General features: G+C 59.4%; 19 protein-coding genes. 12 read left to right on the top strand and 7 right to left on the bottom strand.

Features of this window, described 5'->3' with window-relative positions; all coding sequences use genetic code 11:
* The first annotated feature begins 21 nt into the window (after positions 1-21).
* Together AC1Q67_RS25190 and AC1Q67_RS25185 are read left to right on the top strand one after the other, a co-directional pair.
* Positions 22-921: a LysR family transcriptional regulator gene (locus AC1Q67_RS25190; protein WP_492237962.1), complete on the top strand. Its 900-nt coding sequence runs from the start codon at positions 22-24 to the stop codon at positions 919-921.
* Between the two features lie 340 nt (positions 922-1,261).
* Positions 1,262-2,170, top strand: coding sequence for a ring-cleaving dioxygenase (locus tag AC1Q67_RS25185; protein WP_492237964.1), 909 nt, complete (start codon positions 1,262-1,264; stop codon positions 2,168-2,170).
* On the opposite strand, the gene AC1Q67_RS25180 is transcribed toward AC1Q67_RS25185, so the two are convergent.
* Positions 2,104-3,093 carry a LysR substrate-binding domain-containing protein gene (locus AC1Q67_RS25180; RefSeq protein ID WP_492237966.1) on the bottom strand — a complete coding sequence of 330 codons (990 nt, stop codon included), beginning with the start codon at positions 3,091-3,093 and terminating at the stop codon, positions 2,104-2,106. The two genes, AC1Q67_RS25185 and AC1Q67_RS25180, sit on opposite strands and share 67 nt — an antisense overlap.
* A gap of 242 nt (positions 3,094-3,335) precedes the next feature.
* On the opposite strand from AC1Q67_RS25180, the gene AC1Q67_RS25175 reads away from it, so the two are divergent.
* Positions 3,336-4,262 carry a helix-turn-helix domain-containing protein gene (locus AC1Q67_RS25175; RefSeq protein ID WP_492237968.1) on the top strand — a complete coding sequence of 309 codons (927 nt, stop codon included), beginning with the start codon at positions 3,336-3,338 and terminating at the stop codon, positions 4,260-4,262.
* Positions 4,263-4,270: 8 nt separating this feature from the next.
* Here the strand turns inward: AC1Q67_RS25175 and AC1Q67_RS25170 are convergent, their stop codons facing one another.
* Both AC1Q67_RS25170 and AC1Q67_RS25165 read right to left on the bottom strand, forming a co-directional pair.
* A complete protein-coding gene (locus tag AC1Q67_RS25170) occupies positions 4,271-4,906 on the bottom strand; it encodes a hydrolase (RefSeq protein WP_492237969.1) in 636 nt (211 codons plus the stop codon).
* A 27-nt stretch (positions 4,907-4,933) separates the two neighbouring features.
* Positions 4,934-5,749, bottom strand: a complete 816-nt coding sequence (locus tag AC1Q67_RS25165; protein ID WP_492237971.1) for an alpha/beta fold hydrolase — start codon at positions 5,747-5,749, stop codon at positions 4,934-4,936.
* Positions 5,750-6,045: 296 nt separating this feature from the next.
* Between AC1Q67_RS25165 and AC1Q67_RS25160 the strand changes: the two genes are divergently transcribed.
* From AC1Q67_RS25160 to AC1Q67_RS25135, 6 genes are read left to right on the top strand one after another with little or no spacing between them, the layout of a single operon-like run.
* Entirely contained in the window at positions 6,046-6,699 is a 654-nt protein-coding gene (locus AC1Q67_RS25160) for a hydrolase (RefSeq protein WP_492237973.1), read from the top strand.
* Positions 6,700-6,730: 31 nt separating this feature from the next.
* On the top strand, positions 6,731-7,012 hold the full coding sequence (locus AC1Q67_RS25155; protein WP_492237975.1) for a DUF1427 family protein: 282 nt from the start codon (positions 6,731-6,733) through the stop codon (positions 7,010-7,012).
* Positions 7,012-8,994: an amidohydrolase gene (locus AC1Q67_RS25150; RefSeq protein WP_492237977.1), complete on the top strand. Its 1,983-nt coding sequence runs from the start codon at positions 7,012-7,014 to the stop codon at positions 8,992-8,994. Before AC1Q67_RS25155 ends, AC1Q67_RS25150 begins: the two co-directional genes overlap by 1 nt.
* Positions 8,995-9,034: 40 nt before the next feature.
* Complete coding sequence (locus AC1Q67_RS25145) at positions 9,035-9,478, top strand: DoxX family protein (protein WP_492237978.1); 444 nt, start codon at positions 9,035-9,037, stop codon at positions 9,476-9,478.
* Positions 9,475-11,112 (top strand): MFS transporter, encoded by a 1,638-nt coding sequence (locus AC1Q67_RS25140; protein ID WP_492237980.1) that lies wholly within the window; start codon positions 9,475-9,477, stop codon positions 11,110-11,112. The genes AC1Q67_RS25145 and AC1Q67_RS25140 overlap by 4 nt, the downstream gene beginning before the upstream one ends.
* A complete protein-coding gene (locus AC1Q67_RS25135) occupies positions 11,109-12,533 on the top strand; it encodes an alginate export family protein (protein WP_492237982.1) in 1,425 nt (474 codons plus the stop codon). The genes AC1Q67_RS25140 and AC1Q67_RS25135 overlap by 4 nt, the downstream gene beginning before the upstream one ends.
* 50 nt (positions 12,534-12,583) lie before the next feature.
* Here AC1Q67_RS25135 and AC1Q67_RS25130 read toward each other — a convergent pair whose 3' ends face one another.
* Together AC1Q67_RS25130 and AC1Q67_RS25125 are read right to left on the bottom strand one after the other, a co-directional pair.
* Positions 12,584-13,225: an alpha/beta hydrolase gene (locus AC1Q67_RS25130; protein WP_492237984.1), complete on the bottom strand. Its 642-nt coding sequence runs from the start codon at positions 13,223-13,225 to the stop codon at positions 12,584-12,586.
* Positions 13,225-14,160, bottom strand: a complete 936-nt coding sequence (locus AC1Q67_RS25125) for a ring-cleaving dioxygenase (protein WP_492237986.1) — start codon at positions 14,158-14,160, stop codon at positions 13,225-13,227. The genes AC1Q67_RS25130 and AC1Q67_RS25125 overlap by 1 nt, the downstream gene beginning before the upstream one ends.
* Before the next feature lie 155 nt (positions 14,161-14,315).
* Here AC1Q67_RS25125 and AC1Q67_RS25120 point away from each other — a divergent pair, with 155 nt between their 5' ends.
* Positions 14,316-15,227 (top strand): LysR family transcriptional regulator, encoded by a 912-nt coding sequence (locus tag AC1Q67_RS25120; RefSeq protein ID WP_492237987.1) that lies wholly within the window; start codon positions 14,316-14,318, stop codon positions 15,225-15,227.
* Between the two features lie 13 nt (positions 15,228-15,240).
* On the opposite strand, the gene AC1Q67_RS25115 is transcribed toward AC1Q67_RS25120, so the two are convergent.
* Complete coding sequence (locus tag AC1Q67_RS25115; RefSeq protein ID WP_492237989.1) at positions 15,241-16,137, bottom strand: LacI family DNA-binding transcriptional regulator; 897 nt, start codon at positions 16,135-16,137, stop codon at positions 15,241-15,243.
* A gap of 112 nt (positions 16,138-16,249) precedes the next feature.
* Positions 16,250-16,846, bottom strand: a complete 597-nt coding sequence (locus AC1Q67_RS25110) for a PepSY domain-containing protein (RefSeq protein WP_492237991.1) — start codon at positions 16,844-16,846, stop codon at positions 16,250-16,252.
* A gap of 620 nt (positions 16,847-17,466) precedes the next feature.
* Between AC1Q67_RS25110 and AC1Q67_RS25105 the strand changes: the two genes are divergently transcribed.
* Together AC1Q67_RS25105 and AC1Q67_RS25100 are read left to right on the top strand one after the other, a co-directional pair.
* Entirely contained in the window at positions 17,467-17,904 is a 438-nt protein-coding gene (locus tag AC1Q67_RS25105) for a hypothetical protein (RefSeq protein WP_492237993.1), read from the top strand.
* Positions 17,905-17,915: 11 nt separating this feature from the next.
* Positions 17,916-18,581 (top strand): TetR/AcrR family transcriptional regulator, encoded by a 666-nt coding sequence (locus tag AC1Q67_RS25100; RefSeq protein ID WP_492237995.1) that lies wholly within the window; start codon positions 17,916-17,918, stop codon positions 18,579-18,581.

Below are 18,581 nucleotides of genomic sequence, written 5' to 3'. Positions count from 1 at the left end.
TGAATAGTTCGCGGAGCCGCCATGAACCTGCGGACATTCGATCTCAATTTGCTGCTTGTCTTCGACGCTATCCTGCGCGAGCGCAGCGTTATGCGGGCGGCGGAAGCGCTCGGGCTCAGCCAGCCAGCGCTGAGCCATGCGTTGAACCGGCTACGTTACCTTGTGAAGGATCAACTGTTCGTCCGCACACCAGCGGGGATGATGCCGACGCCGCGTGCTGAACAGCTTGCGCTGCCCGTGCGAAAGGCGTTGAACGATTTGCAGATCGCGCTGGAAACGGAGACGTTCTCGCCGTCCACCGCAGACCGCCAATTCGTGATCGCCGTCAACAATTATGCAGCGGTCGTGCTGGCGGCCCCAATTGTCGCGGCTTGCCGCGCGCAGGCTCCGCATATCCGGTTGTCGCTGCGGCCGAGTGGTACACTCGATCTGCTGGAGCTGCTGGAAAGAGGTGAACTCGATCTCGTCATCTCGGCGCGGGAAGCACCCGCCGAACGCTTCGTCTCGCAGCCGCTGATCGAAGACCGTTATGTCGCGGTTCTGCGGCGAGGGCATCCGGCCTTGCGCCGCAAGTTGACTTTGTCCGCCTTTGCTCATCTGCCGCACCTGGCAATCTCTTCCAGCGGCGAGGACATCAGCTTCGTGGATGAGGCGTTAACAGCGCGCGGCCTGTCGCGCTCCAATGCGCTGGAGACACCCTATCTGTCGGCGGGAGCGGTGCTGGTTCAATCCAATCTGGTGGCTGTTCTCGGCCGTCAGATCGCCCAGGAATTCCGCAGGGCTTATCCGATCGAAATCAGAGAACTGCCGTTCGACGCACCAAAACTACGAAGCACCATGCTGTGGCACCGTCGCTTTGACGATCAACCCGCGCATCGCTGGCTGCGCGAGACACTCGCTGTCACGGCGGATACGATCTAACGTAACTGGCCCAAGCGGATGCATCCCGGTTCCCGATCCTTAAGTCGAAACGGGATAATCACGTCGTTTGCAAGTCAGCCGCTGGAAATGGATGTCTATGATGCGAGTGGCAAAAAATTGCTGATTCTCGCTGTCGGTTGTACGATTTCGTGCTGCGGAAGTTGTCGTCATTTTGTCTTTTTCAGCATCGAGATTGTCGCGCTAAAGTCCAAGACTGTCGAAGCGTAGGCTATCAGCTTGGTTGTATGGGTATGGCGCGTCGCGCGGCTCTTCGCCAAAGGTGCCGTCTCGATGCCGTTGACCTCGGATCGTCGCTGTACTCATCGGACGGATTTTGGAAGTGACTTCGCGCGGAATCCATCATCTTACGACGATTATCGGTGACGCCCCCCGGGTTGCGCACTTTTATTGCGATGTTCTGGGGCTTAGGCGCGTCAAAAAGACCGTTTGCTATGATGATCCGGGAAGTTACCACATCTACTTCGGCAATGAGGCCGGTAGCCCGGGCACCGTTATCAGCACTCTCGCATGGAATTGCGTGCCACAAGGAATGGTGGGAGTAGGCGAGGTCGTGCAGACGGCCTTCCGTGTGCCCTCAGGGTCATTGGAGAGGTGGGCTGAGCGTCTGGATCAGGCCGAAGTTGCGTTCAGGCAGGACCGATCGCCAATCGGCGATTTCATGCTGTGTTTTACTGACCCCGAGGGAACCTCTCTTGCCCTGGTGGAGTCGAGTAACGGCCGGCCGGTTGGTGCGGACTCTGACTCGGTACTGGGACTTCACGAAGTAACCCTCAGCGTGCGCGCAGCGGACGCTACCATCGACATCATTCAGGATGTTCTGGGATTTGAATGCGTTTCCAGATCGCAGGATGTCATGCGTTTTGTCGCCCATGACGGGCCAGGCGGGTTGCTTACGTTGCGTCTATTTGGACCCGGGTCCCGAGGACGGCTTGGCGGTGGAACGATACGTCACGTGGCCTTCCGCGCCGCTGATGTCGATCATCGCTCGGAGATGGTTGAGAAGCTTCGGAAGGATTATGGAATCGCGGTTACTGATCCCATCGAACGTACGTATCTGAATGCGGTAGGCTTTCGGGCGCCGTGTGGTGTTCTGTTCGAAATTGCAACCGATGGACCTGGTTTCGCGGTCGATGAAGCGCCGGAGCGGTTGGGTCAGAAGCTTCAGCTTCCCGCCTTTCTTGAAGGGCGCCGTGCCGAGCTCCAGGCCATCTTGCCCCCACTCGGTTGAAGTGTCCGGCGATTGCTGGGGGCCCTCCCTTCCATGAAATCAGTGAGTCGCGGGCAGACGAAATCAAGGAATGCTCCCACGCGAAAAGGCCGCCCGGGCCCGCCGTGATAGAGTGCATGAATTTGCTCGTCGTCACCGGCTGTACCTTTGAGCACTTCGACCAAGTGGCCGGCCGCGATATCGTCGCGAATATGATAGTCGGCGAGCCTAGCAAGGCCGATGCCCGCTATTGCCATTTGTCGCAACGTTTGAGCGTTGTTTGCAAGGAGCGAGCCACAGACCGCCCTGTCGACTATTCGCCCGCTATCTTTCAGAGGCCAGACCGGGGCGGAGCGCCGGAAATTGAATCCCAGGCAGTTGTGACGCACAAGATCCTCAACTCGTTTTGGCTCACCCAGACGATCGATGTATTTGCGAGACGCGACGATCCTTCTTTTCACGACGCCGATGCGTCGGGCGACCAGCGCTGAGGGCTGCAAAGGGCCGACGCGGAAGGCAACATCGGTCCGGTCGAGGTACAGGTCCACCATTTCGTCAGAGAGCGAGATATCAACCACAATATCGGGATGAGCTTGCCAAAAGGCAGGGAGCAGAGGCTCAAGGCCGAGAATACCGAAGGCGACCGTAGTGTTGATGCGGATCGTGCCGCCTGCGGCTGCCGCGCCCCGAGAAATGCCGCGTTCGATGCTATCGAGCTCGGCGAGCAGCGCGACGCTCTTTTCAAGATACATTTGCCCCTCGGACGTGAGCGACAGCCGACGCGTTGATCGCGCGAACAGTCTGACGCCAAGCCGCGTCTCGACCCTCCCGATCAGCTTGCTGACAGTAGAGGGCGTCATCAAAAGTCGACGGGCCGCCTCGGAATAGCTTCCGGCTTCTACCACCCGGAGGAAGACCTGCATTTCCCCAATGCGATTGTCCATGGCTCGCCTACTTATGAAACAGTTTCACAGATAATGTGGATCTGGAACGGATTATCAAGTCGGATATTTCTCCCCTATCGTTTCGTTACACTGTTTCTCGTTCAATCGGATTTCCTCGAGCCATTCTGCTGTTGAAGGCCCTCAGGTATCAGGTAAACGAAGGTGGAATTTTCGATCGGCGGGATGGGATGTATCCTTTCGGTCGACTGCATATCCAACGGCGGATAGCTTAGGATGCTCCAATGACTGAAGAGTCTGATAGTGCTTCCGACGGCTTCTATGGCCGTCGCCTCAGTCAGCATCTCGGAATGGACGGGGACTGCCTGCTGCGCGTCAAGCGGGAAGGTCAATTAGCACTCGCGATGACACGGCTGACCTGTTCTCGGTTTATGCGAGAGCGGACTGCAGCCATTCCTTCCGAACCGGCTTTCAGCATCCTGCATCAGCTCGGAGATCTCGAGAGACATGCCTGCTGGCTCGCCGGACGGCCCAGGTATTCGGGAGCTTTCAGCGCGGGGACTGTCAGCGTTATCAATCTCATGGACAATCCCCAATGTGAGTTCAAAGGCCCCTTCGATGCGGTTCATTACTATATTCCGCGGACTGCCCTCGACGAATTTGCTCGTGAGCACGGGGCCAAGCCGGTGCCGACGCTTAAATGGAGCAGAAATCAGCGTGATCCCTTTCTGTCGACCCTGTCGAGCGTTCTGCTCAGCGCAGTAGAGCAGGACACGACGACCAATCAGCTTTTCATTGACCAGATCGGGTTGAGCCTGCTCGCACATTTTGCGCAGACTTACGGCGGCTTGCGTCCGAGGGACAGAGCCTCAAGTGGAGGCCTCGCTCCTTGGCAGGAGCGACGTGCCAAGGAGATCATGCGGGTGCGCCTCGCCAGTCATCTGACGATCGCCGACATCGCCGCGGAATGTAAGCTGACGCCGAGCCACTTTGCGAGGTCGTTCCGGCGCAGCACCGGCGTTGCACCGCACGAATTTCTGTCGCAACTTCGGATCGATGAGGCCAAGCGTCTGATGTTGACCACGAAGCTCCCGCTGGCCGACGTCGCTTTAATTTGCGGCTTCGGCGATCAGAGTTACTTCACGCGGGTCTTTTCTCGAAACGTAGGCGCCAGTCCCGGCGCATGGCGACGGGCTCGATCGGAAGGCTAGTCTCGCCGTTATGTCGGATGGATCATGTCGCGGGCGTAGGACAAGCCGATCCCGTAGCCGCCTGCATGAGCCTCGACGATGCTTCGCGCGCCTTCGTAGGTGTCTTTTCTCGTCCAATCTCGCTGCAACTCCAACAGAATCTGAATCCACGATGTGAGATGGGCTCCAGCGGATTCCATACGGCGCAGGGCGAGAGAATGGCTCTCCGGCGTCAAACCGCCGCATGCGTCTCCGACGACATACACTTCGTATCCCGCGGAGATTGCCGAGAGCACGGCGAAGGATACACATGCTTCCGTTAACAAGCCCGAGACGATGAGGCGCCGTCGGCCGGTCGCTGACACCGCTTCGCGCGCCTTGTCGTCCTCCCAGACGTTCATGCTTCGGCGATCGATCGGCGTTACCTGGGGGAGGACCGCGGCAATGGCCGGCATGAGAGGGCCACTGTAGACTTTCGTCGCGGAGGTCGAGGCGACGATTGGAAGGCTGAATACCGTCGCCGTCCTTGCCAGAGCGATGACATTGTTCAGCAGGACCTGCCGGTCAATGGAGCCTACGCCGAACGCCAGGCCGGCCTGCTGATCGACGAGCAACAGCGCGCAATCCTTAGGCTCGATGAGCTTCAGCGCATCACGTTCCGTCATCTGGGTACCTCCTCATCAATTGCCAGTTTACGCCTTCAGGAATTCCAGAAGATCGGCGTTAAGCTGATCCGCATGCGTTATTGCTGTCGCGTGAGGCGCTCCCTTATAGACTTTGAGCTTAGCGTCCCGGATCATTTCGGCTGCAAGTTTTCCGGTGAATGGAAATGGCACAACCTGATCGTCGTCGCCGTGAATCACAAGCGTCGGGACGTCAATTTTTGCCATATCCGGGCGAAAGTCGGTTTCAGAGAACGCCGTGACACAATCGATCGTCGCCTTGATCGACGCCTGCAGGCCGATCTGGAGTGTCTGCTTGAACACCCCTCGAGACACCTTCATACCGTGGTTCGTGCCATAAAATAATGGGCTGAAGTTGTCCAGAAACTGCGGTCGATCCTTGACGAGGCCCGTCTTGATTCCGTCGAAGACGGTCTTGTCAACGCCGTCGTGATCGGAGGTCTTGACGAACAGCGGTGTTACGGCGCTGATCAACGCGAGTTTCGAAACGCGCGCAGAGCCGTGGCGTGCCACGTATCGCACGATATCTCCGCCACCCATTGAAAAGCCGACTAGTGCGATTTCCTTGAGATTGAGGTGGTCGATCAGTTCTGCAATGTCGTTTGCGAAGGTATCGTAATCGTAACCGCTCCACGGCTGGCTGGACCGACCGAAACCTCGGCGATCGAAGGCTATCGCACGATAGCCATGGCTCGCGAGGAACAGCATCTGAGCATCCCACATATCGGCGCTGAGCGGCCAGCCATGGCTGAAGAGAACGGGTTTCCCGCTGCCCCAATCCTTATAGTAGAGCTCGGTGCCGTCCCGCAATTTCAGCAAAGCCATAGTTTTCTCCTTCAGCGACATGATGAGCGACGCCACCTTAGTTGAATCGCCCATTGCGGCTTGGACGTCCGGAAGGGGTTTTGGACAGGTCGGCGGTCTCGCGCGAGGTAAGCGCTTATGGGGATTTCCGCGCGAGCACAGTAGGTCACTTTGTCGCCTCTTGCCCAAGCGTCGCGCGTTCGTGCAACGAGCGACGCGTTTGTCCAAGCAATGCCGGTCATCGACGTGCACTATCCAAGCTCGAACCCTGCTTCCGTTGCTGCCCGCACTCACTCATGGAATTGTGGAGAATCCCGATGTCAAAGCTTGAAATGCTCACCCCGCAGAACAGCGCACTTGCGCTGATCGACTTTCAGCCTGCGATGTATCAGGGTGTCCAGTCACACGACCGTCTGGTGACAGTGAACAACGTCCAGATTCTCGCGAAGGCTGCCAAGCTGTTCAAAATTCCGACCATCCTCACGACCGTGGCTGCGGATTCGTTCTCCGGTCCCTTCATGCCGGAGGTCGTGGCGGTGTTTCCGGGCCAAGAGGTTATCGACCGGACGTCAATGAATTCGTGGCTCAACGCCGACTTTCGAAAGGCCGTGGCAGCGACCGGCCGAAAGAAGTTCGTCCTCGCCGGTCTCTGGACCGAAGCCTGTGTGCTTTTCCCGACGCTGGATATGCTTCGTGAAGGTTACGAGGTCTATATCGCGGCTGATTCTTGCGGCGATCTCTCGCTCGAGGCTCATAACCGCGCCATGGAACGTGCCATCCAGGCCGGCGCAGTCCCGATCACCTCGTCGCAATATGCTTATGAACTTCAGCAGGACTGGGCGCGTAGCGAGACATACGAAGGGATGATGGATATCCAGCGCGCGCACTCGCCGTATGGAATCCAGATTCGCTTCTCGAAGTGGGCGCTTGGCGAGCACGCCTCCGAAGGCGGCGCAAAGGCGGCCGAATAGCGCTCGCTATCTCCGCAACGGGGGTTCAGAGATGAAGATCTACCTTCTGTCGCTTGGCGCCGGCCTTATGGTCGGCGTCATCTACAGCCTGATCAGTGTCCGGTCGCCGGCACCGCCGGTGGTGGCTCTGATCGGTCTTCTGGGTATCCTCATCGGTGAACAGTTGCCGCCGCTGGTGCGAGGCCTGCTGAGCCGGGAGCCGGCCGCGAACTCGTGGCATCATCAGGTTAAGCCGCATGTATTCGGTGATTTGCCGAAAGGCGTGCGTCCACCGGCGCCGTTCGTCTCTCCCGACGCGAAGGATAAAGTGTAATGCCGACACGTCGTACATTCATCGGCGCGGCCTCGGGCCTGGTGCTGCCGGGTCTTTCATCGGCTTTTGCCGTAGACGATCCAACTTCAAAAGGAGCCACCCGCGTGAGCGCTGATCTTGTTCTTCACCATGGCCTCTTTACCACCTTGGATCGCACCAATCCCACCGCCAGTGCAGTGGCCATCAAGGACGGCAAGTTCCTTGCGGTCGGAGGCGATCAGGAAGTGATGGCGCATACCGGTCCCGACACCCGTGTGATCGATCTCAAGGGGCGGCGCGTGTTGCCGGGCCTGATCGACAATCACCTGCACATCATCCGCGGCGGGCTGAACTTCAACATGGAACTGCGCTGGGACGGCGTGCGCTCGCTTGCCGATGCCATGAACATGCTGAAGCGGCAGGTCGCTATTACGCCGCCGCCGCAATGGGTTCGTGTGGTCGGTGGTTTCACCGAGCACCAGTTCGCCGAAAAGCGTCTGCCGACCATCGATGAAATCAATGCCGTCGCCCCGGACACGCCAGTATTTCTGCTGCATCTCTACGATCGCGCGATCCTTAACGGTGCAGCGCTGCGTGCCGTTGGCTACACCAAGGATACGCCGAACCCGCCGGGCGGCGAGATCACGCGCGATGCGAACGGCAATCCGACGGGCCTGCTATTGGCCAAGCCGAATGCGGGTATCCTCTATTCTACCCTTTCAAAGGGACCCAAGCTGCCCTTCGAATACCAGGTCAATTCCACGCGCCACTTCATGCGCGAGTTGAACCGGCTCGGTGTCACCGGCGCCATCGACGCCGGCGGAGGATTCCAGAATTATCCCGACGATTACGCCGTGATCCAGAAACTGTCGGACGAGGGTCAGCTTACGATTCGTCTTGCGTACAACCTCTTCACCCAGAAGCCGAAGCAGGAGAAAGAGGATTTCCTGAACTGGACGCAGACGTCGAAATACAAGCAGGGCAACGACTACTTCCGTCACAACGGGGCCGGCGAAATGCTGGTGTTCTCCGCGGCGGACTTCGAGGATTTCCGCCAGCCGCGTCCCGACATGCCGCCTGAGATGGAAGGCGAGCTGGAAGGCGTGGTGCGCATCCTTGCCCAGAATCGCTGGCCGTGGCGGCTTCATTCCACCTACGACGAAACCATTTCGCGCTCGCTCGACGTGTTCGAGAAGGTCAATCAGGACATTCCGTTACAAGGACTGAACTGGTTCTTCGACCATGCCGAAACGATCTCCGATCAGTCGATCGATCGGATCGCGGCACTCGGCGGCGGCATCGCCGTTCAGCACCGCATGGCTTATCAGGGTGAATACTTTGTCGAGCGCTATGGCTTCGGCGCGGCTGAGGCGACGCCGCCGGTGAAGAAGATCATTGAGAAGGGCGTCAAAGTGTCGGCGGGCACGGATGCCACCCGCGTTGCGTCATACAATCCGTGGGTGTCGCTGTCGTGGCTGGTCACCGGCAAGACCGTTGGCGGCCTGAGGATTTATCCGCAGCGAAACTGCCTCGACCGCGAAACCGCGCTGCGGATGTGGACGGAGAACGTGACATGGTTCTCGAACGAGGAAGGCAAGAAGGGCCGCATTGCGACCGGCCAACTCGCCGACCTCATCGTGCCGTCGAAGGATTTCTTCACATGCTCGGAGGACGAGATTTCGCATCTATCCTCGGACCTCACGGTGGTCGGCGGCAAGATGGTCTATGGCGCCGGCGACTTCTCGGCGCTGGACGAGAACGTGCCGCCGCCCGCAATGCCGGACTGGTCACCGGTGCGCACCTTCAAGGGCTATGCCGCATGGGGTGAGCCGGAGGGAGCCGGAAAGAACTCGCTGCGCCGCACGGCGATCAACCTTTGCGGATGCGCCAACACTTGCGGCGTGCATGGTCACGACCACGCCACCGCGTGGTCGAGCAAGCTGCCGATCTCGGATCTGAAGTCGTTCTGGGGCGCGCTCGGTTGCGCATGCTGGGCAGTCTAGCCAGACTGGCGTTTGGCGACGACAGAGACAGGGGGCGGGCATGAAGCCGGACGATGCCATCAACACCAAGCTTGCAGCGATTGTCCGCCCGGTCCTGACTTCTCCGGTTGTCAGATGGCTCGCGTTGCTTGGGCTCTGCGCCGCCTATCTTCAGGGCGGATTCAACAAGGCGGTCGATTTTCCGAGCGCGATCGCCGAGATGAATCATTTCGGATTGTCGCCGGCCGCGCCGTTTGCGGTGGCGACCATCGTTCTCGAGCTTGTTGCATCAGTGTTGATCCTGACCGGTTTCTATCGCTGGATCGGCGCACTGGCGCTGGCCGGGTTCACGCTGCTTGCGACGTTCGTCGCCTTGCGGTTCTGGGAGATGCAGCCTCCGGCGCGATTTATGGCCGCCAATTCATTCTTCGAACATCTGGGCCTGATCAGCGGCTTTCTGCTGGTCGCCTGGCATGATCTGAATCAGAACGGATCTTCATCTTGAGTGCAGAAACAGAGAGCGCTTCGCTTCCTCCGAAGTCATCCGGCAGTTTTGCGCCGCTGCGCCAATCGGTCTTCGCCGTCCTGTGGGCCGCGACCATTCTTGGCAACACCGGCAGCTTCATGCGGGACGTGGCGAGTTCATGGATCGTCACCGATCTCTCGGCCTCTCCCGCTGCCGTGGCCATGATCCAGGCTGCCGGAACTCTGCCGATCTTTCTTCTCGCGATTCCGGCCGGCGTCCTGTCCGATATTCTGGATCGCCGCAAATTCCTGATTGCTATTCAGATCATGCTGGGTTCGGTGAGCGCGACCTTGGTCGTGCTCTCGTACTTCGGCCTGCTGACTGTGAATCTGCTCGTCGGGCTGACTTTTATCGGCGGCATCGGCGCCGCCCTGATGGCGCCGACCTGGCAGGCCATCGTTCCGGAGCTTGTGCCCAAGCAGGATCTGAAGAGCGCGGTCGCCCTTAACTCGCTTGGTATCAATATTGCGCGTTCGATCGGACCGGCGCTTGGTGGCCTGATGCTTGCGGGCTTCGGCGCTGCGGTGACCTACGGTGCGGACGTCCTGAGCTACATATTCGTCATCGCCGCGCTGGTTTGGTGGAAGCGCGCCCCGCAGGCCGACGATGCGCTGTCGGAGCGCTTCTTCGGAGCTTTCAGAGCCGGACTGCGCTACACGCGATCCAGCCGCGAGCTTCATATCGTGCTGCTGCGTGCTGCGATCTTCTTTGCATTCGCAAGCGCCGTGTGGGCTCTCTTGCCGCTGGTGGCGCGCGGACTCAACGGCGGCGCCGGTTTCTATGGCGTCCTGTTGGGCGCGGTCGGTGCCGGAGCGATCATCGGCGCGTTGGTACTGCCGGCGCTGCGGCAACGCCTCGACGCGGACGGGCTGCTTTTGGGATCGGCGGTCGTCACTGCTGCGGTCATGAGCAGCCTCGCTCTTCCTCTTCCGCAATGGCTCGCATTACTTGTGATGCTGCTGCTCGGAGCCGCATGGATTATCGCCCTGACCACGTTCAACGGTGCCGCTCAGGCCATTCTCCCGAACTGGGTGCGCGGCCGCGCGCTTGCCGTCTATCTCATGGTCTTCAATGGAGCGATGGCGGGCGGCAGTCTTGGCTGGGGCGGCGTTGCCGGAGCTGTCGGCATCCCGACGGCGCTGCTGATCAGCGCCGCGGGATTGTTCGTGGCGGCTCTTATACTCAAGCGCATTGCGTTGCCAGCAGGCGAGGCGGATCTCACGCCATCACGTCACTGGCCCGAACCGCTCGCTTCTGACACCGTCGAAAACGATCGTGGTCCGGTGCTTATCCTGATCGAGTATCGCATCGCTTTGAGCGATCGCGCGAAATTCTTCCAAGGTCTGAAGCTGCTATCGCAGGCTCGCCTCCGCGACGGTGCCTATGGCTGGGGCATTACCGAGGATGCGGCCGATCCTGAGAAGATCGTCGAATGGTTCATGGTGGAATCATGGGCGGAGCATCTGCGTCAGCATCATCGTGTATCGAATGCGGATGCCGATGTGCAGCGTGATACAATGAAGTATCATGTCGGTCCCGAGGGTCCGGTTGTGCGCCATTTTCTCGCAATGGAGTTGGGATCAGTCCCGCCAATTCCGGGCAAGGGGTCATGAGACGCCGCGCCATTCCGTGCGGCATGCGGGCTTTGCCGCTCGCGCTGGCGCTTGCATTCTTGCCGAAGATGAATCAACCGGTCGCTGCCCAGGACGCCGCCGGCCGCCCTGCCTATCAGAGTTCGCGCTTCGACGAAAACTGGTCCGCCTTGCGTGATCCGGCGAAACGCACCGATCCGTTCGACCCGGTCAAGTTCATTCCGCTGACCGCGGATGGTTCATGGTACGCAACGCTCGGCGGCGAACTGCGCGAACGGTTCGAATCGTCGCGCAATCCGCTGTTCGGGCTCGCCGCGCCTGCGCGCAACGACTATCTGCTGCAACGTGCATTCCTGTTCGCGGACATTCACTACGGACCGAATTTCCGGACCTTCGTGGAGCTTGCGAGCGGACTGACAGCGGGCTGGTCTGGCATACCGCCAGCGACCCAGAAAAACGATCTCGATCTCCTGCAGGGTTTCGGCGAAATCTCGTTTCCGGTGGAGAGGGGCGATGTCCTGCTTCGGGCAGGACGCCAGGAATTGAGTTTTGGTTCGTCGCGTCTTGTTTCGGTTCGCGATAGTCCGAATTTCCGGCGCTCGTTCGATGCCGTACGAGGCGCATGGAGCATCGCCAAGGATGTTCGCGTCGATGCTTTTGTTTCGCGGCCGGTTGCGCCTCAATCCGGTGTGTTCGACGATGGTATCGACGAGAACCAGACGTTCTGGGGTGTTTACGCAACGGCTCCGGTTCCGGGTGCTCCTTCGCTGAAAGCTGATCTCTATTACTTCGGTCTTGATCGCCGGAATGCGAACTTTGCCCAAGGGATCGCGACGGAACGTCGTGAGACTATCGGCACCCGCTTGTTCGGAAAGCGCGACGGATTCGACTGGAACATGGAAGGCGCCTTCCAGTTCGGCTCTTTCGGAGCGTCGAACATCCGCGCATGGACCGCCTCGGCTGACGTTGGGTACACGTTTGCCGGCCTGCTATTTTCGCCGCGACTTGGCCTGAAAGCTGACGCCATCAGCGGCGACAAGAATTTGAAAGACGGTACACTTGGCACTTTCAATCCGCTGTTTCCCAAGCTGCCCTATTTCTCCGAAGCCAATCTTGTCGCGCCGATGAACCTGCTCGACCTCCAGCCCAACGTCACTTTCGCAATCACGCCGAAGCTCAGTCTGAATGTTGGCTGGAATCCATTTTGGAAACAGGAAACGGCGGATGCGATCTATTCCTCGGCGCTCGTTCCGGTCAAAGGCACGGCTGGCGGGCCCGGACAATATATCGGACAGCAGACCAGCGTGACTGTAGCGTGGGCTGCAAACACGCACCTGAATATCGCCGGAACATATGTTCACTATGTCCCCGGTGATCGCGTCAAGCTGGCTGGCGGGAAAGACGGTGATTTCGTCGCGATCTGGGCGCAGTGGCTGTTCTGACGGCGAGGTGCGCCTTTCGTGAACGTACCTCGCCGTTGTTATTCAAACGCTCAACCCGCTCTCTCCATTTGCAAGAATCGAGCCGCCTTGATCCATTCCTGGCCGATGGTCAGGTCGGCTTGCGACAACTGGTGCCCGGTGGGCAGCACCGGATGCTGAACATTCGCACCAGCCTTCGTTAGCAGCGCTGCTAGCTGCGCCGAGTTACTCGCGGGGATGATCGGATCGAGCTTGCCTGACACGATCAGCACCGGTTTGTCCCTGAGATCGGCCTGCGGCGGTTGCGACAGCGGCACCATCGCACGCAGCAGGATTGCGCCCGCAAGGACATCCGGCCGGAGCAGCAACATCGCAGCCGCGATGTTTGCACCGTTCGAGTAGCCAAGCGCGATAGGCACCGCAATGCCGTATTTGGCGCGTGCGGCTTCCACGAAATCCGCAAGCTCGTCAGCGCGTCGGCGAACGTCGTCCTCGTCGAACACACCCTCGGCCAACCTGCGGAAGAAACGCGGCATGCCATGCTCGAGCACCTTGCCGCGCGGCGACAGCAGTGCCGATCCCGGCGAGATCGTCTTGCCCAGCGGCAGCAGGTCGTTCTCGTCGCCGCCCGTGCCGTGAAGCAGCAGGAGCGGTGGTGCTTCGAGCCGGTTTCCCGGCTCGAAGCGATGGGTGAAGGTCAGATCGTTGCTCATTACGCAGCCTTTCCAAGCGGAGGCAGCACGGCCTCGATTTCCTTGCGGTGGGCTTCGAGGAACCTCGGCAGTTTCAGATCCTGACCGAGTGTTGCCACCGGTTCGTCGACGGCGAAGCCGGGAATATCGGTTGCGATCTCGAACAGGATGCCGCCGGGCTCACGGAAGTAGATCGACCGGAAATAGTTGCGATCCTTCTGCTCCGTCGGATGCAGACCGTGCGTCTCGATCAGCTTCTTCGCCATGCCGGCTTGATCGGCATCGTCCTTCGCCCGGAACGCGATGTGGTGAACCGATCCGGTTCCCTGCCGCCCAGGCAGGAAGCCCTTGGCCTCATAGATATCGACCACGCCGCCTGTGGCGAGACCGGGTGCCTTGAAGCGGATCACCGATCCTTCGCGCGCAGCTTCCTCGAAGCCGAACACGTCGGTCAGGATCGCGCCAGTCCGGCCGGCGTTCTCAAGCAACAGCGTGACGCCATGGAAGCCGCGGATCGCATGCTCGGCGGGGACGTCGCCGTTGCTCCAGCCCGCTTCGTTTTCCGCGCCCGGTACGCCCACAAGCGCGAGGCTCATGCCATCGGGATCTGTGAATGGCAGCACAGACTCGCCGAACCGCTTTTCCAGAGCTTCGTGGGCGATGCCCTTCTCAAGGAAGCGATGCGTCCAGTAACCGAGCGACCGTGCCGGAACGCGGAAAGCGGTCTGCTGGGTCTGGCCCACGCCGCCGCGGCCGGGTGCAGCGCCTTCCCACGGGAAGAACGTCAGGATCGTGCCAGGGCTGCCGGCCTCGTCCCCGTAATAGAAGTGATAGGTGCCCGGATCGTCGAAATTGACGGTCTTCTTGACGAAGCGAAGTCCCAGGGCGCGGGTATAAAAGTCGTAGTTTTGCAATGCGTTACCAGCGATTGCGGTGACGTGGTGAATGCCGGACATGGTTTCTTCTCCTGCGTATGAGGCGGATCAGCCTCTGTTGCAGGAATAATTGGTCGGCTCTCATTTGAAGACAATCCGCGCTTTCATGGCATCACTGTCTATGATTTGATGACAGTCTTCAGGCTCATCGAATGCCGTTCTCGGGGATCAATCACATGGACAAGCTGGCCAGCCTTCGGGCGTTCGTCAAAGTGGTCGAGCTCGGCAGCTTCTCCGAGGCGGGACGACAACTGCGGCTGTCGCGCTCGGCGATCAGCAAATACGTCAGCGAACTGGAGCAAAGCCTCGGCGTTCAACTGCTCAACCGGACAACACGCCACGCCAGTCCCAACGAAAACGGTCAGATGTATTTTGAACGTGCGCTGAGCATCCTGGCAGATGTCGATGCCGCGGATCAGGCGGTTGCGCATCTGCAATCCACGCCGCGCGGGCTTCTTCGCGTCAATGCGCCGATGTCGTTCGGAACACTGCAGCTTGGCCCTGCGATCGCCGACTTCATGGAGATGAATCCCGAACTCCAGATCCACCTCGTTCTCAGCGACGAGCAGGTCGATCCGGTGCAGGGCGGCTTCGATGTTACACTTCGTATTGCGGACCTGGAATCATCCAGCCTGATCGCGCGCAAGATCACGCCAATCGAACGCGTCATCTGTGCATCGCCGTCGTACCTGGAAGAGCATGGCATTCCTGCTCACCCGAACGCACTGCGCAATCATGCCGCGCTCACCTACGGTTTCCTTCTGACCGGCAATCAGTGGAAGCTCACAGGAAAAGACGGCGATCACTGGATTCAACCGTCGTGGCTGCTGTGCGCCAACAACGCCGAGGTGTTGCGAGATGCCGCTGTGAAGGGCAGTGGTGTCGCGCTGTTGCCGACGTTCATCGCCGGCGAAGCTCTCCGCTTGGGAAAGCTACGAACCGTTCTTGACGACTACAAGGCGCCGCCGCTGACACTCTACGCAATCTATCCTCCGACGCGGCATCTCGCCGTGAAGGTCCGGTTATTCATCGATTTTCTTGTTGCACGGTTCAGTGCCGGTCCGGAAGGACATCTGAATAAGGCTTAGCAAGCACGCTGAATTACACCGGCCGCGTCAATTCCCGCACGATCAGTTCCGGTTGCAGGACAATGTGTTCCGATGCGACCGACCGCGTCTCGATCTCCCTGAGCAAAAGTTTTGCCGCGCCTCGTCCCATCTCGCGATGGCCGATGCGCACCGTCGTCAGCGGCGGGGAGATCAGATCGACCAGCGGCATGTCGTTGTGTCCTACCACCGACACATCGGCCGGACAGCGCAGGCCCAGCTTGTGAACGGCGTCCAGCGCGCCCAGCGCCAGAAGATCGTTGGCTGCGACGATGGCGGTCATGCCGGGATTATTCTTCAACAGCGTGGCCGCAGGTTCCGCTCCAGCGTCGCGCGTATACTGCGAGGCTTCCTGGATGTGGACCGGCAGTCCGTGATTCTTCATCGCGCGCACGAAACCATCGCGTCGCAATGCGCCTGTCGAGACGCGCAGCGGCCCGGAGACGTGACCGATCTTTCGATGGCCGATCGATACCAGATGATCCACGGCGAGCTGCATGCCTCGTTCATCGTCGGAGACAACCGACGAGACACGGTCGCGGAATTCGGCGCGGTTCACGAGTACGACGGGCAGATTGCGGTCCAAGCAATAGCCGACGACCTGGTCGTCGCTGAAGACGGTCGCGAGAATTAATCCGTCGACATGTTTATTCAGCAGACTATCGACGAACGCGATCTGAACCGATGCATCCTGACCGGCATCGGCAATGATTGGTGAATAGGATTCGGCCGAAAGGGTTTCTGTGATGCCGCCGAGAATCGGCGCGAACACCGGATTGGCGATGTCCGGCAGCAGAACGCCGATCAGGCGCGAGCGTCCGGTTCGAAGGCTCGCCGCGACGCGATTGGGCCGGTAGCCCTCTCGGGCGTGATGGTTGAGCGCGGCCCGCAAATCCTCAAGGTCGTCAAATTGAGCGGTTATGGAATGAGGGTCTGCAACGTAACCGACAGAAGGGCATACGACCTTGTTCCGGGCGCGCGGGTTGGCGGCGCTGTCGGACGGCCTAATAGTGTGCTGACTTTCCCCTTCTGACTTTGGACGGCTCGAGCACTACCTCCTTCAAGCGATCTCCATTGGCAACGAGGACCACAATATTGAGTTTGCCGTCCTGTTTCATCAGATTTGCGGCAAGAGCGCTTCCCCCTGTAGTTTCCTCGGCGATGCGTACGGCGTCCGACAGCTCTTGCTCAACTGAATTCAGGGCAATGATATTGCCCAGATACTCTCTGTCGAGTTCCCTCAATGACGAAACTTCGCTTGCTGTGACGCTTCCGGTCTTCGCATCTATGACGTTTTCCCAAATCCGTTCATTTCTTAACGTCCGCACTCGATAAATGGGCGGATCGGATACCTCAAAGTTAGCGTCCGCAGTCTTTGAACCAGCATGTAAATGCTCGGCGATCGCTACCGCCTGACTAAGCGGTATCATCGCGCGAAATTGCTCGAGCAAGCGACGAATCGCTGCCTCCTCGGGATCACGCTGTTCAGCGGTGCCTCGATTTGCGACATCCAAAGGGTCATAGGTGACATGAGCTGTTGCGCCCGTAGCAGCAAGCGTGGCGGACAAGAAGATAATCGCTAACAATCGCTTCTTCGACATGGCTAAATCCAGTGGCCGTGAAAACTAACCGGTGGTCTATTGGTGCGTGCGAGGGCGCATGATGGCGTAGCAGCAAGAATGTTGGCCGCGGTCCCCAAGAGACAAACTCACGACTAGCTCCAGGGATGCGAGCGCAAGCCGAATTTTCCCTTGCGAGCGACCAGAAGAGTGTTGACATCCTAGTAAATATACTACACCGTATAGTTCATATACATCCCGGGCAACGGGCTGTGTCAAGAGCAAAGATTCGAGCTGTTTAAGGATGGAAACGTTGGAGCGTAGGCCTGCGTTTTCCGTTCGAAAAACACTGCTTCAGCCGGGGTTTCTTATGATGAGGTACACATTCGTAGTCGTCATACTGGCGGCTTTGTTTGGCGGCGACGCTGCCTTTGCGCAGGAGAACAGCGGCACTTCCGAGCAGAGGGCCGCGTGCACGCCCGATGCCTTCCGGCTATGCGCCAGCTTCATTCCTGACGCCACAAATGTGGAGGCCTGTCTCAGGCAAAGAAAATCAGACCTGAGCGATGCTTGCAGAGCCGTCTTCGAGCACGAAGCGGCCAATTCTTCGGTCAGGACCACAGGATCGCTGCGGTACCGCGCAAGAGATGAGGAATAATCGCATGAACACGATTTATGTTCCTGCTTTCGCCGCGTTCGGAGGCTCGGCCTTCGGAGCCATCTCCACGATCGTGACTGGCTGGGTGGCTCGGCGCCGCAAGCTTCGCCAGCGCCACCATACCCAATCGATTTCCAAGCGCGAGCGGCTCTATCGAAGCTTCATCGAGGAAGCCTCTCGCCTCTATGCCGACGCGCTCGTCAACGACAAATCTGAGATTCCGCAACTAGTCAATCTGTATGCGCTCCTCGGGCGGATGAGGATTCTGTCCAGCGATGAAGTGGTTCAAGCCGCGGAGCGGGCAGGCCGCCTGATCATCGAAACCTACCTGTCACCGAACCGCAAGTTTGTCGACTTGCCTGAGTTCATGGAGGAAATAGATCCCTTGCGTGACTTCGGCGAAGCCTGCCGATGTGAATTGCAGACAATCCGACCGCGCTGAGGTCGCCAGCGATGCAGGAGCGGATACTCCAGGCCAGATCGTCGTGCACCCATCAACGGATTGTGCATGCAGCGATTCAATTTTACCGCGCGATCGGTTACAGGAAGACTACCGTCGCCGATATCGCTCGCGAAACCGCGATGTCTCCGGCAAACGTATACCGCTTCTTTGCCTCAAGGCGGGCTCTCGAAGAGGCGGTCGTAGCGGAGTTGTTCGAGGAGGTGTTCGCAGCCGCAGCCCAAGCGGCTCGCAGCGGCGGCTCGGCCCTGCAGCGCTTGGCGGCCACCCTGAGAACAATCTCGCAGCTTCATGAACATCGCTTGGCGACGGACAGCCAGCTACACGAACTAATGGCCGCTGCGGCACGTGAGAATTGGCCGGTCGCGCTCTCCTACGCAGACCGGATCCGCGACGTTGTGCGGCCGATCATCGCGGCCGGACAGGCGAGCGGCGAGGTTCGACCAGCCAGTCCGGTGTCGCTGACCTATTGCCTGCTTGAAGCAATGGACGGGTATCTCAATCCTTCGCGGATCAATCCGGGTAACGTTCGGCTCACGTTCGACGAGATGATGGATTTCTGCGCAGGCGCCCTGCATCATGTACCGTGGAGTCGGTCGATCGACCCGATCGCCGACCAAAGCTGCAGCGTAAGGATAGCGAGCAGGGTCTGTGGCTGA

The sequence above is a fragment of the Afipia sp. GW823-FHT06G09 genome, assembly GCF_058794875.1.
The sequence above is the reverse complement of the archived record's forward strand: the minus strand, read 5'-3'. Positions and strand labels throughout refer to the sequence as shown.

What these genes read in the sequence shown, in the direction of transcription:
- AC1Q67_RS25110 (WP_492237991.1), bottom strand. Translation starts at nt 16,846, where the DNA reads ATGTCGAAGAAGCGATTGTTAGCGATTATCTTCTTGTCCGCCACGCTT.
- AC1Q67_RS25155 (WP_492237975.1), top strand. Translation starts at nt 6,731, where the DNA reads ATGAAGATCTACCTTCTGTCGCTTGGCGCCGGCCTTATGGTCGGCGTC.
- AC1Q67_RS25160 (WP_492237973.1), top strand. Translation starts at nt 6,046, where the DNA reads ATGTCAAAGCTTGAAATGCTCACCCCGCAGAACAGCGCACTTGCGCTG.
- AC1Q67_RS25120 (WP_492237987.1), top strand. Translation starts at nt 14,316, where the DNA reads ATGGACAAGCTGGCCAGCCTTCGGGCGTTCGTCAAAGTGGTCGAGCTC.
- AC1Q67_RS25125 (WP_492237986.1), bottom strand. Translation starts at nt 14,160, where the DNA reads ATGTCCGGCATTCACCACGTCACCGCAATCGCTGGTAACGCATTGCAA.
- AC1Q67_RS25175 (WP_492237968.1), top strand. Translation starts at nt 3,336, where the DNA reads ATGACTGAAGAGTCTGATAGTGCTTCCGACGGCTTCTATGGCCGTCGC.
- AC1Q67_RS25190 (WP_492237962.1), top strand. Translation starts at nt 22, where the DNA reads ATGAACCTGCGGACATTCGATCTCAATTTGCTGCTTGTCTTCGACGCT.
- AC1Q67_RS25170 (WP_492237969.1), bottom strand. Translation starts at nt 4,906, where the DNA reads ATGACGGAACGTGATGCGCTGAAGCTCATCGAGCCTAAGGATTGCGCG.
- AC1Q67_RS25150 (WP_492237977.1), top strand. Translation starts at nt 7,012, where the DNA reads ATGCCGACACGTCGTACATTCATCGGCGCGGCCTCGGGCCTGGTGCTG.
- AC1Q67_RS25100 (WP_492237995.1), top strand. Translation starts at nt 17,916, where the DNA reads ATGCAGGAGCGGATACTCCAGGCCAGATCGTCGTGCACCCATCAACGG.
- AC1Q67_RS25135 (WP_492237982.1), top strand. Translation starts at nt 11,109, where the DNA reads ATGAGACGCCGCGCCATTCCGTGCGGCATGCGGGCTTTGCCGCTCGCG.
- AC1Q67_RS25165 (WP_492237971.1), bottom strand. Translation starts at nt 5,749, where the DNA reads ATGGCTTTGCTGAAATTGCGGGACGGCACCGAGCTCTACTATAAGGAT.
- AC1Q67_RS25145 (WP_492237978.1), top strand. Translation starts at nt 9,035, where the DNA reads ATGAAGCCGGACGATGCCATCAACACCAAGCTTGCAGCGATTGTCCGC.
- AC1Q67_RS25180 (WP_492237966.1), bottom strand. Translation starts at nt 3,093, where the DNA reads ATGGACAATCGCATTGGGGAAATGCAGGTCTTCCTCCGGGTGGTAGAA.
- AC1Q67_RS25105 (WP_492237993.1), top strand. Translation starts at nt 17,467, where the DNA reads ATGAACACGATTTATGTTCCTGCTTTCGCCGCGTTCGGAGGCTCGGCC.
- AC1Q67_RS25130 (WP_492237984.1), bottom strand. Translation starts at nt 13,225, where the DNA reads ATGAGCAACGATCTGACCTTCACCCATCGCTTCGAGCCGGGAAACCGG.